Source organism: Bradyrhizobium sp. ORS 375 (assembly GCF_000239775.1).
Lineage (GTDB): Bacteria > Pseudomonadota > Alphaproteobacteria > Rhizobiales > Xanthobacteraceae > Bradyrhizobium.
Genome location: NZ_CAFI01000137.1, coordinates 19,494 through 35,033, shown reverse-complemented (window position 1 = coordinate 35,033; position 15,540 = coordinate 19,494). Strand labels below are relative to the sequence as shown.

Annotated in this window: 11 protein-coding genes and 1 other RNA gene; 7 read left to right on the top strand and 5 right to left on the bottom strand. The window is 65.7% G+C overall.

What is annotated here, in order from left to right; genetic code table 11:
* Window positions 1-43: 43 nt before the first annotated feature.
* Window positions 44-2,359: a TonB-dependent receptor gene (locus BRAO375_RS11900; RefSeq protein WP_035640067.1), complete on the bottom strand. Its 2,316-nt coding sequence runs from the start codon at window positions 2,357-2,359 to the stop codon at window positions 44-46.
* 211 nt (window positions 2,360-2,570) lie between these two features.
* Here BRAO375_RS11900 and nikR point away from each other — a divergent pair, with 211 nt between their 5' ends.
* The gene (gene nikR, locus BRAO375_RS11895; RefSeq protein WP_009027716.1) at window positions 2,571-3,056 is read left to right on the top strand and encodes a nickel-responsive transcriptional regulator NikR; all 486 of its coding nucleotides are present in this window, start codon (window positions 2,571-2,573) and stop codon (window positions 3,054-3,056) included.
* Between the two features lie 430 nt (window positions 3,057-3,486).
* Here nikR and BRAO375_RS11890 read toward each other — a convergent pair whose 3' ends face one another.
* Both BRAO375_RS11890 and BRAO375_RS11885 read right to left on the bottom strand, forming a co-directional pair.
* Window positions 3,487-4,074, bottom strand: coding sequence for an imm11 family protein (locus tag BRAO375_RS11890; protein WP_009027715.1), 588 nt, complete (start codon window positions 4,072-4,074; stop codon window positions 3,487-3,489).
* Window positions 4,075-4,937: 863 nt separating this feature from the next.
* Entirely contained in the window at window positions 4,938-5,576 is a 639-nt protein-coding gene (locus tag BRAO375_RS11885) for a TetR/AcrR family transcriptional regulator (protein WP_009027714.1), read from the bottom strand.
* 188 nt (window positions 5,577-5,764) lie between these two features.
* On the opposite strand from BRAO375_RS11885, the gene BRAO375_RS11880 reads away from it, so the two are divergent.
* The 3 genes from BRAO375_RS11880 to BRAO375_RS11870 all read left to right on the top strand — a co-directional run bounded on the left by BRAO375_RS11880 (window position 5,765) and on the right by BRAO375_RS11870 (window position 10,914).
* Window positions 5,765-7,087: an HlyD family secretion protein gene (locus BRAO375_RS11880; protein WP_009027713.1), complete on the top strand. Its 1,323-nt coding sequence runs from the start codon at window positions 5,765-5,767 to the stop codon at window positions 7,085-7,087.
* A 101-nt stretch (window positions 7,088-7,188) separates the two neighbouring features.
* Complete coding sequence (locus BRAO375_RS11875) at window positions 7,189-8,778, top strand: DHA2 family efflux MFS transporter permease subunit (protein ID WP_009027712.1); 1,590 nt, start codon at window positions 7,189-7,191, stop codon at window positions 8,776-8,778.
* A gap of 318 nt (window positions 8,779-9,096) precedes the next feature.
* Window positions 9,097-10,914: an ABC transporter ATP-binding protein gene (locus tag BRAO375_RS11870; RefSeq protein WP_009027711.1), complete on the top strand. Its 1,818-nt coding sequence runs from the start codon at window positions 9,097-9,099 to the stop codon at window positions 10,912-10,914.
* Window positions 10,915-10,957: 43 nt separating this feature from the next.
* Here BRAO375_RS11870 and rnpB read toward each other — a convergent pair.
* An RNA gene (rnpB, locus tag BRAO375_RS35675) (RNase P RNA component class A) lies at window positions 10,958-11,383 on the bottom strand.
* Between the two features lie 137 nt (window positions 11,384-11,520).
* Here rnpB and BRAO375_RS11865 point away from each other — a divergent pair.
* Together BRAO375_RS11865 and BRAO375_RS11860 are read left to right on the top strand one after the other, a co-directional pair.
* Window positions 11,521-11,874 carry a YciI family protein gene (locus tag BRAO375_RS11865; RefSeq protein WP_009027710.1) on the top strand — a complete coding sequence of 118 codons (354 nt, stop codon included), beginning with the start codon at window positions 11,521-11,523 and terminating at the stop codon, window positions 11,872-11,874.
* Window positions 11,875-11,899: 25 nt separating this feature from the next.
* Window positions 11,900-13,144 carry an RNA polymerase sigma factor gene (locus BRAO375_RS11860; protein WP_035640062.1) on the top strand — a complete coding sequence of 415 codons (1,245 nt, stop codon included), beginning with the start codon at window positions 11,900-11,902 and terminating at the stop codon, window positions 13,142-13,144.
* A gap of 4 nt (window positions 13,145-13,148) precedes the next feature.
* On the opposite strand, the gene BRAO375_RS11855 is transcribed toward BRAO375_RS11860, so the two are convergent.
* Window positions 13,149-14,000 (bottom strand): peptidoglycan recognition protein family protein, encoded by an 852-nt coding sequence (locus tag BRAO375_RS11855; RefSeq protein ID WP_009027708.1) that lies wholly within the window; start codon window positions 13,998-14,000, stop codon window positions 13,149-13,151.
* A 547-nt stretch (window positions 14,001-14,547) separates the two neighbouring features.
* On the opposite strand from BRAO375_RS11855, the gene rsmH reads away from it, so the two are divergent.
* The gene (rsmH, locus tag BRAO375_RS11850) at window positions 14,548-15,537 is read left to right on the top strand and encodes a 16S rRNA (cytosine(1402)-N(4))-methyltransferase RsmH (RefSeq protein WP_502688877.1); all 990 of its coding nucleotides are present in this window, start codon (window positions 14,548-14,550) and stop codon (window positions 15,535-15,537) included.
* The last annotated feature ends 3 nt before the right edge of the window (window positions 15,538-15,540 follow it).

The window sequence follows — 15,540 nt, the reverse complement described above, 5'->3', positions numbered from 1 at the left end:
AGCGCAGCGGCGCTCGGGGCGAAAGCCTGTTGCTGCAAAGCGGCTAGAACGTCCCCGCTACCGTGACGCGGAACGTCAGTGGCTCGATCGGGTGCAGGACGCGGTCCATCACGCCGGTCTGGCAGACTTGCGCGGGTATACCCTTCGGCGCGCTGCCGTAGCAATCCTGGTAGAGCTGGTCGCTCCGCAACAGCGAGCCATAGCCATAAGAGATCTGGTTGGCCTTGGTGTTGAACAGGTTCAGCACGTCGAGCTGGATGCGCCAGCCATTGGCGTCGCGGAAGCCGATGCGGCCGTTGAACACGCTGGTCGCGGTCGAACGGAAGTCATTGTCCTCGGTCAGCGGCGTCGCGCCGAGATAGCGCCAGCGCAAGGACCCGAACCAGCCGGTTGTCTCGCCGAGCGTAATCCCGGCTGAAGCAATCATCGATGGCGCATTGGGGATGTAGTTGCCGGGCGCATTGCCGCGCAACACCTCGGGGGGCGCGGTCAAACCGACCAGCTGGGCATAGGCCGCGGCCTGATCGTTGTCGGAGCCGACGAAGCGGGCATGCGTCATCGCGAGCTCGGCGTCGATGTCGATCCAAGACGCCGGGCGATAGCGATGAGTCAGCTCGAAGCCGTAGCGCCGGCTCGGCTGGCTCGCCGAGGTGTCGCCGGCGTCGCCCGAGAACAGGATCTCGGAATCCTGGTTGAGCAGAAAGATGCTCAGTGAGGAGTCGAGGCCCGGGATGATGCGGGTGCGCACGCCGGCCTCGGCGCCCTTGGTGCGCACCAGCAGCGCCGACGACGCGAGCCTGTTGGCCGGATCGGCCGGATCCTCGGTCGTCGTCGCGCCGCGCGCATCGTTGCTGTGCATGCCATAGCCGGCGCCGAGGAAGAACTCGGTCTTCTCGAACGGCCCGATCACCATGCGAAACTTCGGACTGCCGAGGCCCGCGGCGGCGTCGCCGCTGTTGTTGCCGTTGGTCAGCGAATACACGTGCGTCTGGTAATAGTCGCCGCGATAGCCGACGGTGGTGCGCAGCCAGTCGGTCCAGCGCACCGTATTTTCGACATAGAGCCCGACGCTACCTTCGCCGACCTTGTCGTTACGCACCGTGCTCAGATAGTCGCGCTGCTTCGTGTAGCTCAGTGCTAGCGCGATGTCGTCATAACGGGTCTGGATGCCAAAGGTCGTCTCCATCGGCCGGCCAGCGAAGCTGCCGGTCAGCGTTCGGGACGCATTGGCCCCGAGCATCAGCCGGTCTTCATGCTGGTGAAACTGGTCGCCATTGTCGGGATCGCGCAGCCAATAGGTGAAGTTGTTGGTGAGATCGAGCTGGCTCTTCACCACATAGGCGTTGGCCTTCCACGACCCCGCCTCGTCGGTGCCGGCGACGCGGCCCGACAGCGCGAAACGGTTGGTCCTGCCGCCGTCGGTCGGATCGACAGCATCGTAGCGGCCGAGCAGGCCGGAGGCGATCGCACGCTCCGGCACCTGGTCGGTCGAGGTCCAGCGGTTCGCATAGGCCATGCCGGTGATGGAGAAGCCGTCGGTCGCGGTGCCCTGCGAGTAGCGCATCAGCCCGTTGAGCTTCTTGGCATCGTCGGGCGTGGTCCAGGGCCCGTCATAGCGGCCGGCCTCGCCGGCGATCAGGAGATGGCCGTCGCCGACATGCACCGAGTCCATGCCGAAGAAGCGGCGATAGCCGAAGCTGCCCGCCGTCATCTGCGCGATCGCCTTCGGCACGCTGTCGACCAAGCCGATATGCACGCTGCCAACCGAGGCGAAGTCGCCCTCGTCGGCGAAATAGAGGCCCTTGCGGACGTCGACCCGGCCGATCGTCTCCGGCATCAGCCAGTTGAGATCGGCATAGCCCTGGCCATGGGCGTGGGTGCGCATGTTCACCGGCACGCCGTCGACGAACAGCGCGAGGTCGGTGCCGTGATCGAGATTGTAGCCGCGCAAAAAATACTGGTTGGCTTTGCCTTCGCCGGAGTGTTGCGTGACGATCAGGCCGGGGACGGCCTCGAGCACCTCGCCAGGCCGCGTCGCCGGGCGGGCGTTGATCTCTTCGCCGGTGATGACCGTCTCGCTCGCCATGCCCTGCGGGCGCGCAGCGCCGGAGCCAACATTTGGCGCGCCGGATGGCGCTGCTGCCGATGTGGCCGCCGCCGGCACCGCCGCAGCCGTGCGCGGCGCGCCGGCTCTCGGCGATTGCACCTCACGCCGGACCTGCGGCTTCGGCCGGCTGCTGCGCTTCGGCGCATCGACATCCACGGTTGGCAATTCGGCGGGAGGGCGTTCGGGATGCGCGTGCGCCTGCTGCGCCAGTGCCGCCATCAGCACGCCCAGACTTACGCCGCCCCACCGCATCGTCACGCCCCGGATCTCGTCATCGGGCATACGTCATCAACTGCCGCGCGCCGTCGTTGGCGCGCGGCAAGCGCGCTTGGATCGCCCTGATGTCGAGTGTTAAAGAACGCTAAGGTGATGCCAGTATGATGTCAACGTGAAAACATCATACTCAGGGGTGGATAGCTGGTGTGGACAGGCGCTTGCCGCACGCGATGGAAGGAGACCGAACATGCAGCGTCTGACGATCACGATCGACGACGATCTGCTCGCCGAGGTCGATGCCTTCATGGCCAAGCGCGGCTACGACAATCGCTCGGAGGCGTTTCGCGACCTGCTGCGCAGCGGGCTCGAGAGCAGTGACCAGGCCGGCACGGACAGCCGCCATTGCATCGCCACGCTGAGCTACGTCTACGACCACGCCGCGCGCGAACTGCCGAAGCGGCTGACCCAGGAGGCGCACGACCATTCCGGCCTCGCCCAGGCGACCCTGCATGTTCACATCGACCAGGAGAGCTGTCTCGAGGTCACCGTGCTCAAGGGCGAACGGGCGGAGGTCAAGGCCTTCGCCGACCACGTCATCGCCGAACGCGGCGTCCGCCACGGCCACGTCGCGATGATGCCGCTCGAGGCGACGCATGATCACGCGCATGCGCATGGTCATTCGCACAGCCATAGCCATTCGCATTCCCACAGCACGAAGAGCGGGAAGAAGTAGCGTAGAGAGACGGAACACGCTGGCGGCCAGGCCTCCGCAACCTACGCAGCCAATCAAATCCTCCGCTGTCATACCCCGCGAAAGCGGGGGATTCAGTACGCTGCGGCCCATCGGCCCGATCACAGCCGTCTCGGCGTACTGGATCGCCGGGTCAAGCTGGGCGATGGCAGTTGAGTGTGGAGAGCGCACTGTGCCCCAAGCGTCATTGCGAGGAGCCAACGGGTCCGCAAAGCGCGGCCGGATGACAGGCTCCGCGATGAAGCAAACCAGAGTCGCGCGGAACGCCCCGGATCGCTTCGCTGCGCTGGCGATGACGGCAGGCAAGGGCCCGCGTCCGATGCCATCCTCCACTGTCATGCCCGCGCAGGCGGGCATCCAGTACGCCGCGGTCTCTCGGTACAGCCGTCCCGGTGTGCTGACCTCGCTCTTCTCACGGGAAGCGGCTAGCAACCAGTTGCTTTGGAAGGCGCTCGTCGAGGGCTTGCCAGATGTGATCCTGCATCAGAACGAGCCGCTTATTGATCAACAAGCGCCTGGTCGGCGTGTCGACGTCAGTCTCTCTCCAGATCGGTGGTGTATCCGCTCCCACTGTTTTGAAATTTGCCTCCAGGCTGGCCGTCCGCGTCAAGTAGGTAGGACGACCATCCGGAGTGCGTATGCTGGTGGGTTCCATGGGCGTTGTATCCCAATCGACCAGCTGCGCGCGTGTTAACACATCGATGAAGTAGTACGCCTTCGCAGTCATGATACGCGATGGTGCTTTTAGGGTCAGCGGGAAGAACGCAATGTGGCCGGGTACCAGGTCCTCAAGGACCTCCCGCCCCCTGTCCGAGACGAACAGGAAGCCTTGTGCTCCACTACAAATATCTGGAATGGGGACACTTCCCTTGAGCGGCGTCTCCAAGGGAATGTCGCTCTGTTGCAGCGCTATCCCGTCGAGCTGCTTTTGCATCAATCCGTCCGGCACGTAAGCCGCTTGAATCCATTTGTAGCGCCTAGGCTCAAGAAGATAGACCATTGATCCCTCGATTGTTGCGTCTGGTCAGGCGCGACCTCCAGCAGTAGAGAGACAAGACAGCCCAGATCTGGATTGCCCGGTCAAGCGGGGCGATGACACCGAGGGGGTGGCGCGGTGACTGCTCCGATCGTCTTTGCGAGGAGCGAAGCGACGAAGCAATCCAGAGTCGCGCGTGACGCTCTGGATTGCTTCCGCCGTCGCCCTTCGGGCTATGGCGGACAAGTCGCTTCGCTCGCAATGACGTTGGAGGAACATTCGCGAGTTGTAGAAACGGCGTGCGCGTAGAAATTGAATTCATCAGTCCCATCAAGCTGATTTGCCCTGTCCAGTCCCCGTGCCGAAAATATTCCTCTTCCATTTTTCCGAAAATCATGATTGTCTACGCCCATCCCGCCTCGATCGAAGAGGGACGTTTCGCGGTCGTCACGAGCGTTGGAGGCGGGGAGCGGTGGCCTGTCGGCGCGCAGCGCGCTGAAATCGCGAGCGGACGAACGCGACCGGCAGGACGGTGAAGTCGTAGGGTCCTGACGCCCCGATGCTGGCGTCAAGTTCGTGGCGGATGCTCGGGGCATCGCGCGGATGACGGTGGCTACCAGCCGGACACCGGGGAGACTGCGTATAATCCGTAAAGCCATCGCGCAGGGAAGGCCGGGTCGTCTCGGCCAGACCTGTGGTACCTGCCGCCTGCATTTTTCTCGCAGGCGGGCCACGGGCGCGGCCGGCGCCCGGCCTTCCCTGCGCCCTCCGATCGATCCGAGGGTGATCCGATCGCAAAGCTCGGGCGCAAGCCGCCGCGAGAAGGAGAGCGCATGTTCGATCGTGACGAGATCGTCGCCGCGCCGGCGCGCCCGCGTATCAGTCCGTCAGTTCCTCGCGCCGTAGTGGGCCAGGAACATGGCCACGGCGCTGCCGATGACCTTGTGAACGCGGTCGGGCGAGGGGGCGGGCTCGGCCTGGAAGATGAAGGGCAGGAAGAGCGTGGCCTGGCACATCTGCTGAAACTGCGAGGCCGCCAGATGACAGTCGTCGATGGCGAGTTCGCCGGCTTCGACGCGGGCCTGCAGATAGGCCGCCAGCCGGCTGATCGTGCCATTGAGCACGCATTCGTAGTAGCGGCGGCCGACGTCCGGCATGCGTTCGGCGATCGCCATCACGGTGCGGATCGCCGATCCGCCGCCCGGCCGGCACACCACCGCGATCCAGGCCTTGCCGAACTCGCCGAGAACGGTCGCTGCATCGCGATCCGGATCGAAGCTGAAATTCGAGGCGCCCCGATGCACGCTCTCCTCTTCGACGATCGCCTCGAACAGGCGGAATTTGTCGGCGAAGTAGACGTAGAGCGTGCCCTTCGAGACACCGGCGACACGCGCGATCTCGCCCATGCTGGCGCCATCGAAACCCATGTCCATGAAGACCTTGCGAGCGCCTTCGAGGATCTGACGCCGTTTCGAGGAATCCTCGTCCTGCGTCACCTGGGTAGTGCTGTCGGCAGCATCAATCATTGGTTTAGGCTGTTCCCGAAGATTTGGCCGGCGCCAACGTCACACAAGCTTCTGCCCGGATATGTTGCGGTAGCGAAGATATAAATTGACCGAACGGTTCGGTCAATGGTAGAGATTGTTTGACCGAACGGTTCGGTCGTTTTTTTGTGGGGCCGGGGCGGCCCCGCTGTGATGGGTGGGAGTCTCAGATGGCTGCTGCGAGAGAACAGGCGGTGCGCGCACGCCGTCCGGATGCCGAGGAGGCATCGGCCCAAGCCAAGCACGAGGCGGTCCGTTCGCAAGCCAGCGAGAGCGTTCAGCGCAGCGCCATCGACGCGAAGGCGTTGAAGGCCGAAATCAGCACCGAGGCCCCGCTCGAATTGCCGGCGGCTCCGCCGGCCGCAACGCCAGCTGCGGAGAAGCTCCAGGCCGCGCCGCCGAAGCCGGGCAAGCGCAAGCGCGTGCTCGCCGGTGTCGGCGTGCTGCTGGCGCTGGCGGCGGCCGGTTACGCCACGCACTACTTCATGGTCGGCCGCTTCATGGTTTCGACCGACGACTCCTATGTCCGCGCCAACAACACCATGCTCGGCGCGCGCGTCTCAGGTCACATCCAGGAGATCGTGCCGCGCGACAATTCGGTGGTGCGCAAGGGCGACGTGATCTTCCGCATCGACGACGGCGACTACAAGATCGCGGTCGACGCCGCGCGCAGCAGGATCGCCACGCAGGAGGCGACCATCGCGCGCATCGGCCGCCAGGTCGCCGCGCAGCAGAGCGCGGTGGAGCAGGCGCAGGCCAACCTGACATCTTCCGAAGCCGCGATGAAGCGCGCCGGGCTCGACTATGAGCGCCAGCAGGCGCTGAGCAGCAAGGGTTTCGCCTCGCACGCCACATTCGAGCAGTCGGAAGCCGCGCGCGACCAGGGCATGGCCGCGGTCCGCGCCGCGCGCGCCGCGTTCGATGCCGCGCGCGACAATGTGGAGGTGACCAAGGCGCAACAGGCCGAGGCCCAGGCGCAGCTCGCCGAGCTGAAGACCTCGCTCGCCAAGGCCGAGCGCGACCTCGAATTCGCCACCGTACGCGCGCCGGTCGACGGCACGTTCTCGAACCGCCTCGTCAACACCGGCGATTTCGTCGCGGTCGGCCAGCGGCTCGGCAACGTCGTGCCGCTCGACGACGTGTTCATCGACGCGAACTTCAAGGAAACCCAGCTCAAGCGCATCCGTCCCGGCCAGCCGGTGACGATCAAGGTCGACGCCTATGGCGCGCGCGGCTTCAAGGGCGCGGTCGACAGCATCTCGCCGGCATCAGGTTCGGTGTTCACGCTGCTGCCCCCGGACAATGCGACCGGCAATTTCACCAAGATCGTGCAGCGCCTGCCGGTGCGCATCCGCGTGCCGAAGGATGTGGCCAGGCAGAACCTGCTGCGCGCCGGCATGTCGGTCTATGTCACGGTGGACACCACCGACGGCGCCAAGGATGCCGACAACGATGCCGACCTCGACGCACCGGCGACGGTGCAGGGGAAGTAACGACCGCGAGGGGCCGTGATCTCGCGTCGCATTCGCTATTCGCCTCTCCCCGCCTGCTGGGAGAGGGAGCGCACCGTCTGCTGAGCTGGACCGACAAGACCATGGCCACCGCAACGACAGCCAATCCCACCATGAGCGCGCCTGCGGCGCCGTCGGATCGCATCGCGCCGCGGCGGCTGTTCGCGTTCCTGATCATGGTGTTCGGAATGTTCATGGCGATCCTGGACATCCAGATCGTCTCGGCCTCGCTCAGCGAGATCCAGGCCGGCCTGTCGGCGAGCTCCAGCGAAGTGTCCTGGGTGCAGACCGCCTATCTGATCGCCGAGGTCATCGCGATCCCGCTGTCCGGCTTCCTGTCGCGCGCGCTCGGCACGCGGCTGCTGTTCGCGATCTCGGCGGCCGGCTTCACCATCTCGAGCTTCCTGTGCGGCTTCGCCTCGTCGATCGAGCAGATGATCCTCTGGCGCGCGCTGCAGGGCTTCCTCGGCGCCGGCATGATTCCGACCGTGTTCGCCTCGGCCTACACGGTGTTCCCGCGCTCCAAGTTTCACATCGTCGGCCCGATCATCGGGCTGGTGGCGACGCTGGCGCCGACGGTGGGGCCGACGGTCGGCGGATACATCACCGATGCGATGTCGTGGCACTGGCTGTTCTTCATCAACATCGTGCCGGGTGTCATCATCACCGCGGGCGTGCTCGCGCTGGTCGATTTCGACCAGCCGAATTTCGCGCTGCTCGACCGCTTCGATTGGTGGGGCCTGCTGTTCATGGCCGGCTTCCTCGGCTCGCTCGAATATGTGCTGGAGGAGGGGCCGCTGCATGAATGGCTGCAGGATACCTCGGTCGCGGTCTGCGCCGCGGTCTGCGCGGTCTCGGCGGTGTGCTTCTTCTGGCGCGTGCTGACGGCCGAGGAGCCGATCGTCGATCTCAGAACGTTCAGCGACCGCAATTTCGCGGTTGGCTGCCTTCTGCAGTTCTGCATCGGCATCGGCCTCTACGGCCTCACCTACATCTATCCGCGCTATCTCGCCGAGGTTCGCGGCTACAGCGCGCTGATGATCGGCGAGACGATGTTCGTCTCGGGCATGACGATGTTCCTGATGGCGCCGATCGTCGGCCGCCTGATGGTGAAGGTCGACATGCGGCTGATCATCGCCTTCGGCCTCGTGATCTTCGCGATCGGCTCCTATCAGATGACCGGCATCACCCGCGACTACGACTTCTGGGAGCTGTTCGTGCCGCAGGTGCTGCGCGGCGTCGGCATGATGTGCGCCATGGTGCCGACCAACAACATCGCGCTCGGCACCCTGGCGCCGGAGCGGGTCAAGAACGCCTCCGGCCTGTTCAACCTGATGCGCAATCTCGGCGGCGCCGTCGGCCTTGCCATCATCAACCAGGTGCTGAACGATCGCACCGATCTGCACATCTCTCGCCTGCACGAGCGGGTGAACTGGGGCAATGCGACAGCAGTCGAGACCTTGAACATGCTGCAGCAGAAGCTGCAGGGCATGGGCGACTCCGCGCTGATGGCCATGAAGCAGCTCACGCAGATCGTGCATCGGCAGGCGGTGGTGATGGGCTATGGCGACGCGTTCTTCATGCTGACCTGCTTCTACATCGCGCTCAGCTTCATGGTGCTGCTGCTCAACAAGCCGAGCTCGCCGCTGGCCGGCGGCGGCGACGCGCATTGACGTGAGCGGCCCGCGAGGGCCTGCGGGTTGCCAAATCATACCGTTGCTGGTATGGGATACGAATTGTCGCTCGAGCCGGGGAGATCTGCATGACTACATCGCATCTGCAGACCGCATGCACCCGGTCGATGCTCGCGCTTTCGACCGCTGTTCTCTCGACGCCCGCGCGGTCGATGCCGGTCCTGGTGTTCCGCCGCTCGCATTGAGCGCCACCGTTTCACTTTCCCACGCCTGATACTTCATTCGCAGACCGCGCGCCGTGTCGCGTCTGCTTCATTTGGAGCCGGCCCTGCGCGACGAGCGCGGCCGGATGACGCCATGAGCCTCAACGTCTCCGGCCTGAAGGCCGACAAACGTCCCGCCGCCATTCGCGTCGTGATGCCGTTCGTGTTCAGCCATTGGCTGAAGCAGCCGCGCATGACGCTCGGCATTGCCGTGTGCCTACTTGGCGCCACCGCCGCCGATCTGTTCATGCCGGTATTCTCCGGCCAGCTGGTCGATGCCCTGACCCTGGGTCCGGCGAATGCCGAGGCGCGGCACAGCGCGCTGGTGTCGTTCGCGGGCATCGTCGCGCTCGGCTTCGCCTCGATCGTGCTGCGATTGTCCGGCCTGCAGCTGATCGTGCCGTTCACGCTGCGCATCATGTCCGACGTCGCGCGCGATGCCTTCGTGCGCGTGCAGCGCTTCTCCACCGACTGGCACGCCAACAGTTTCGCTGGCTCCACGGTGCGCAAGATCACAAGGGGCATGTGGGCGCTCGACCTGTACAACGACACTATCCTGCTGGCCCTGCTGCCGTCGCTGTCCGTTCTGCTCGGCTCGATGGTGCTGCTCGGCCTGCACTGGGGTGCGCTGGGCGGCGTCATCGCCATCGGCGCGGTGCTGTACGTGGCGATGACCGTCGTGTTCTCGACCCGCTACATCGCGCCGGCTGCGCGGATCTCCAATGCCTGGGACACCAAGGTCGGGGGCACCCTGGCCGACGCGCTGAGCTGCAACGCCGTGGTGAAGTCGTTCGGGGCGGAGGCCCGCGAGGACGGCCGGCTGATGCGCGTCGTCAACCGCTGGCGGCGGCGCATCCGCCGCACCTGGCTGCGCTACAACACGACCGCCGCCGTCCAGCTCGGCGTGCTGCTGTGCCTGCGCTCGTCGGTGATCGGCGGCGCCGTCCTGCTGTGGATGGCGGGCCGGGCCTCGCCGGGCGACGTGACGTACGTGCTGACGAGCTACTACGTCATCCATGCCTATCTGCGTGACGTCGGCATGCACATCAACAACCTGCAGCGGGCGGTCAACGACATGGACGAACTGGTGGCGATCCACAGCGAGCCGATCGGCATCGTCGATGCCGCCAATGCCAAGCCGATCGCAGTAACCGGCGGGCACATCGTGTTCGATGCGGTGACGTTCCACTATGGCGGCCATCGCACGCCGCTGTACGACCGGCTGTCGGTCGACATCCGGCCGGGCGAGCGGATCGGCCTGGTCGGGCGCTCCGGCTCCGGCAAGACGACCTTCGTCAAGCTGGTGCAGCGGCTGTACGATGTCAGCGGCGGAAAAATCCTGATCGACGGGCAGGACATCGCCCATGCGAAGCAGGATTCGCTGCGCAGCCAGATCGCGATCGTGCAGCAGGAGCCGATCCTGTTCCACCGCTCGCTGGCCGAGAACATCGCCTATGGCCGGCCCGGCGCCAGCCAGGCCGAGATCGAGCACGCAACGCGGCTGGCGAATGCGCATGAGTTCATCATGCGCCTGCCCAAGGGCTACGGCACCCTGGTCGGCGAGCGCGGCGTCAAGCTGTCGGGCGGAGAGCGGCAGCGGGTGGCGCTGGCGCGGGCATTCCTGGCGGATGCGCGGGTGCTGATCCTGGACGAGGCGACCTCGAGCCTCGATTCGGAATCGGAGGCGCTGATCCAGGAGGCGATGGAGCGGCTGATGAAGGGCCGCACCGCGATTGTGATCGCGCATCGGCTGGCGACCGTGCGCAGCCTCGACCGCATCCTGGTGTTCGACCGCGGCCGCATCGTCGAGCAGGGCAGCCATGCCGCACTGGTCGGCAAGCCGGGTGGGCTGTACCGCAGCCTGTTCGAGCGCCAGGCCACCGAGTTCGGCCAGCTCTCCGCGGCAGGCTAAAATGGTGAGGGGCCCGACGCTTGAGCGTCGAGCCCCTCATGAACATATCAGCCGGCCTGTAAGCCGGGTTCTGTAGGGCACCGCCACACTTGCGCATGACGATACGTGACGGCCATTCCTCTGGGATCGCGCTTGCGCGTGACCTCGGGCAACCTACCCGGACGGCGAGCCTGACATCGCTCCCGCGGACGTCATCGTCGAAACGATTGTCTCCGCGTGGCCGTCCCTATTCGGTTTTGCTCCCGGTGGGGTTTACCATGCCGGTTCCGTTGCCGGCCCCGCGGTGCGCTCTTACCGCACCTTTTCACCCTTACTGCCTCCCTTGCGGGAGGAAGCGGTTCGTTCTCTGTGGCACTGTCCCTGGGGTCGCCCCCGCCGGACGTTATCCGGCACCGCATGTCGATGGAGCCCGGACTTTCCTCCCCGGCGGCCTTTCGGCACCTGCCGGAGCGGCCGTCCGGCCGACTGATGGCGGTTGAATGGGGCCTGCAGGCTTCAACGTCAAGCCGTCGCCGTCCCGGCAAAAATTATTATTCTCACGTGTCGTTTCGCGTCCACGCCGTTCGACTGGAGACGGCGATCCAGCCGAAACCAAGGAGCAAGCCGATGCAGTACCTGCTGATGATCTACCAGAACGAGGTCGACTACGCGAAGATGGAGGCGGAGCCAGGCCAGACCATGAGCCCCGAATATCAGGCCTTCACGCAGTCGATCATCTCGAGCGGCAACTACAAGGGCGGCGACCGGCTGCAGCCGACGACGACGGCGACCACGGTGCGGGTGCGCGACGGCAAGATCCTGACGACCGACGGCCCGTTTGCCGAAACGCGCGAGCAGCTCGGCGGCTATTATCTGATCGAGGCCAAGAATCTCGACGAGGCGATCGGCATCGCCGCCCGCATTCCGAGCGCGCGTGTCGGCTCGATCGAGGTGCGGCCGATCTGGCAGTACAATCATTGATGGCCGCGGCCTGCGGATGTCATCGATGACGCCCGATGCGATCGAGAAAGTGTTCCGCGACGAGGCCGGCCGTGCGCTCGCGACCTTGATCCGACTCGTTGGTGACTTCGATCTGGCCGAGGACGCATTGCAGGACGCATTCGCGGCTGCGCTGCTCGACTGGCGGGGGCGAGGGGCCCCCGCCAACCCCAGAGCCTGGCTGGTCAATGTCGCCCGCAACAAGGTGATCGATCGCATCCGGCGGCGGCGCAACTTCCGCGACAAGGAAGCGGAGATCGTCCATGCGATCGAGCGTGACGCTGTCGGCGACGAGGCGGACGATCCGGTCGGCTTCGACGATGACATGTTGCGGCTGATCTTCACCTGCTGCCATCCAGCTTTCGCGCCGGAGGTCCAGGTGGCGCTCACGCTCCGGACGGTGTGCGGGCTGACCACCGCGGAAGTTGCCCGCGCCTTCCTGACTGGTGAGGAGGCCATGGCTCAGCGCCTGGTGCGCGCCAAGCAGAAGATCCGCCTCGCCGGCATTCCCTATGAGGTCCCTGGACGCGATTCCCTCGATGAGCGGCTCCGCGGCGTGCTCACCGTGATCTATCTGGTGTTCACCGAAGGCTATCTCGCCACCTCAGGCCCCGAGCTGATCCGCCATGATCTCGCGCGGGAAGCGATCCGGCTCGGCCGCCTGCTGCTCGGGCTGATCCCGGAGGCGCCGGACATCAAGGGCCTGCTTGCCCTGATGCTGCTGCACGACGCGCGCCGTGCCGGACGCACCGATGCGTCGGGCGATATCGTGCTGCTGGAAGAGCAGGACCGCTCCACATGGAATCGTGAGCAGATCGCAGAAGGTCTGGCGCTGGTCGAACAGGCGCTCCGCGTGAAGGGACGGCCACAGCCTTATACGGTTCAGGCGGCCATCGCCGCGCTCCATGCCCAGGCGCCGAGCTATCAGGAGACGGACTGGCGACAGATCGTCGGTCTCTACGAAGTGCTGCTGCGGATTGCGCCGTCGCCCGTCATCGAGCTCAATCATGCGGCTGCGGTGTCGATGGTCGATGGCCCGGCGCGGGCGCTCGCGCTGGTCGATTCGCTGGCCGCCCGCGGCGGCTTGAATCAATACGATCTGCTGCCGGCGGTCCGCGCGGATCTGCTGCGGCGGCTTGATCGGCGCGACGAGGCCCGCGCGGCCTATCGCGCAGCAAGCGAGGCGACGCAGCTCGTCCCGTTGAAGCGCCTCTATGCGCGCCGGCTCGCCGAGCTGGATCTCGGCTCGTGACGGCTCACGCCCGCGGCGCCGTCTCGTCCGCCGGCAGGCTCGTCAGCAAGGCGTGCAGCGTCCACAAGGTGGAGCGGTCGGCGATGCCGTCGACCTTCTCAGGGCGAAAGTGCCGTTGAAACGCGGTGACGACCTCCATGGTGAGGCCGTCGAACTTGCCGGTGATCGGCACGCCATAGCCATATTTGGCGAGCGCCTTCTGCAGGCCTTTCACATCATCGCCGATGCTGCCGAGCTTCAAGGTCTCGCCCTTGGTGATCGCCGCCGGCTGAACCCAGTGGCCGACGCCGGAATTCGCCAGGGAGTGCCAGGGAAACTTCTCGCCCGGATCCTTCTTGCGCGAGGGCGCGACGTCGGAATGGCCGAGCACGCGGTGCGCCGGCACGTTGCGGCGGAGCATGATGCCGCGACACAGCGCGATGACGGCTGCGATCTGCCGCGGGGGAAAATCGGGATAGCCCCAGTCGTGGCCGCGATTGACGATTTCCACGCCGATCGAGCAGGAGTTGATGTCCTCCTCGCCGCCCCAGGAGGACAGCCCGGCATGCCAGGCACGCAGCGCCTCGGGAACGCACTGGACGATGCGGCCGTCCTCCAGCACGACGTAATGGGCCGACACCTCGCTTCCGGCGGTGCACAGCTTGGTGATCGCGCCCTCGACGTCCGGCATGCCGGTATAGTGCAAGATGATCATGTCCGGCTGACGGCCGCCCTTGCGTTCGCCGAAATTGGCCGACGGGATCACGTCGGACGCGATCGACGAGTCCGGCGTGAACATGGGCAGGTCGGAAACGCCCTTGGGCATCGGCAGCGCGCGAGGGCGCTTCGATTCCGGCTTGTCGGAGGAATTTGGCATGAACGACTCGAAGCAGGCGGCGAGGGCAATGGCTCAAATCGAATATGGTGAGGCACTACTCCTTTGCATGTCCCAGCCGCAATCGAAATCGCATGCGGCCCCCGCATATTGAGCGGATGTAGCGCGGAGGCGGCGAGGTCTGCTGAGCGGTGAGCGGCTGTCGGTTCTCGGCTCAGCCCGCAGTCCAAGTGCCCAACATCTGCCACAGACCATCAACGGTTTGTTAACGCTAAACGCCGTTACTGAGTGGTGAAGAGCCGAGCCGGCTTTCGGGACGGCAAGTTGCCACATGCAAGGTCCTGCGCGGGAGAACACGATCTCGAGCGATTCCGGGAACACCCGGTCGCGCGCGATCGCAGTCGGAACAGGGATTGCCCCGGCACGATCCTCGCGTGTCGGGGCTCATGCATTGGCGGGGCGGGTTGTCGGCAGTCCTGAACGATGGCTTGGCGAGTTGACGGGGTGCGGGGATCGAAGGCGGGATGGGCTCGCGGCCGAACAAAATCAGTCGGGATCGACGGCCACCCTGTGGAGCGGCCGCGTGAGCATGGCTGACCAGCGCCATATTCCGGTGCTCGGCCCCGAAGCGGTCGCGATGCTGGCGCCACGCGACGGCGGAACCTATGTCGATGCGACGTTTGGCGCCGGCGGCTACACGCGACTGATCCTGGCGACGCCGGGAACACGGGTGATCGCAATCGACCGCGACTCGACGGCAATCTCCGGCGGCGCCGTCCTCGTCAGCGAGGCGAGCGGGCGGCTCACATTGGTCGAGAATCGTTTCTCGGCGCTGGCCGACATCTGCGCAGCGCAAGGGCTCGCCCAGGTCGATGGCGTCGTGATGGACGTCGGCGTGTCGTCGATGCAGCTCGATTCGGCGGCGCGCGGGTTCTCTTTCCGGTTCGACGGTCCGCTCGACATGCGCATGGGCGGTACCGGGCCGACGGCCGCCGATGTCATCGCGCAGGCGTCCGAGCGCGATCTCGCTGACGTCATCTATATCTTCGGCGAGGAGCGGCATTCCCGCGCCGTTGCACGCGCGATCTTGGCGGCACGGAAGGAGCAGCCGATCACGACGACGCGCCAGCTCGCCGATATCGTGGCACGTGTGGTGAGATCGAAACCGGGCGACATTCATCCGGCGACGCGGACGTTCCAGGCGCTGCGCATCCTCGTCAACGAGGAACTCGACGAGTTGGAGCAGGCCTTGTCGGCGGCGGAACGCATCCTCGCGCCGGGCGGTCGTCTTGCCGTCGTCTCGTTCCATTCGCTCGAGGACCGCATCGTCAAGACGTTCCTTGCCGAACGCAGCAAGACCGGAGGCGGCTCGCGCCATTTGCCCGAGATCGCACAGGAGGCGCCGAGCTTTCAGTTGCTCAATCGCAAGCCGGTCGTGGCGGACGAAGCCGAGACGGTGGCCAATCCCCGCGCACGGTCCGCCAAGCTGCGGGGTGCCGAGCGCACGACGGCACCGGCGCACGTCCCGTCGTCGTCATCACCCTGGCCGCGCCTGGCCGATGTCCTGCGGGGAGGCTGACCG

What these genes read in the sequence shown, in the direction of transcription:
- rsmH (WP_502688877.1), top strand. Translation starts at nt 14,548, where the DNA reads ATGGCTGACCAGCGCCATATTCCGGTGCTCGGCCCCGAAGCGGTCGCG.
- BRAO375_RS11865 (WP_009027710.1), top strand. Translation starts at nt 11,521, where the DNA reads ATGCAGTACCTGCTGATGATCTACCAGAACGAGGTCGACTACGCGAAG.
- BRAO375_RS11860 (WP_035640062.1), top strand. Translation starts at nt 11,900, where the DNA reads ATGACGCCCGATGCGATCGAGAAAGTGTTCCGCGACGAGGCCGGCCGT.
- BRAO375_RS11875 (WP_009027712.1), top strand. Translation starts at nt 7,189, where the DNA reads ATGGCCACCGCAACGACAGCCAATCCCACCATGAGCGCGCCTGCGGCG.
- BRAO375_RS11885 (WP_009027714.1), bottom strand. Translation starts at nt 5,576, where the DNA reads ATGATTGATGCTGCCGACAGCACTACCCAGGTGACGCAGGACGAGGAT.
- BRAO375_RS11880 (WP_009027713.1), top strand. Translation starts at nt 5,765, where the DNA reads ATGGCTGCTGCGAGAGAACAGGCGGTGCGCGCACGCCGTCCGGATGCC.
- BRAO375_RS11900 (WP_035640067.1), bottom strand. Translation starts at nt 2,359, where the DNA reads ATGCGGTGGGGCGGCGTAAGTCTGGGCGTGCTGATGGCGGCACTGGCG.
- BRAO375_RS11870 (WP_009027711.1), top strand. Translation starts at nt 9,097, where the DNA reads ATGAGCCTCAACGTCTCCGGCCTGAAGGCCGACAAACGTCCCGCCGCC.
- BRAO375_RS11855 (WP_009027708.1), bottom strand. Translation starts at nt 14,000, where the DNA reads ATGCCAAATTCCTCCGACAAGCCGGAATCGAAGCGCCCTCGCGCGCTG.
- BRAO375_RS11890 (WP_009027715.1), bottom strand. Translation starts at nt 4,074, where the DNA reads ATGGTCTATCTTCTTGAGCCTAGGCGCTACAAATGGATTCAAGCGGCT.
- nikR (WP_009027716.1), top strand. Translation starts at nt 2,571, where the DNA reads ATGCAGCGTCTGACGATCACGATCGACGACGATCTGCTCGCCGAGGTC.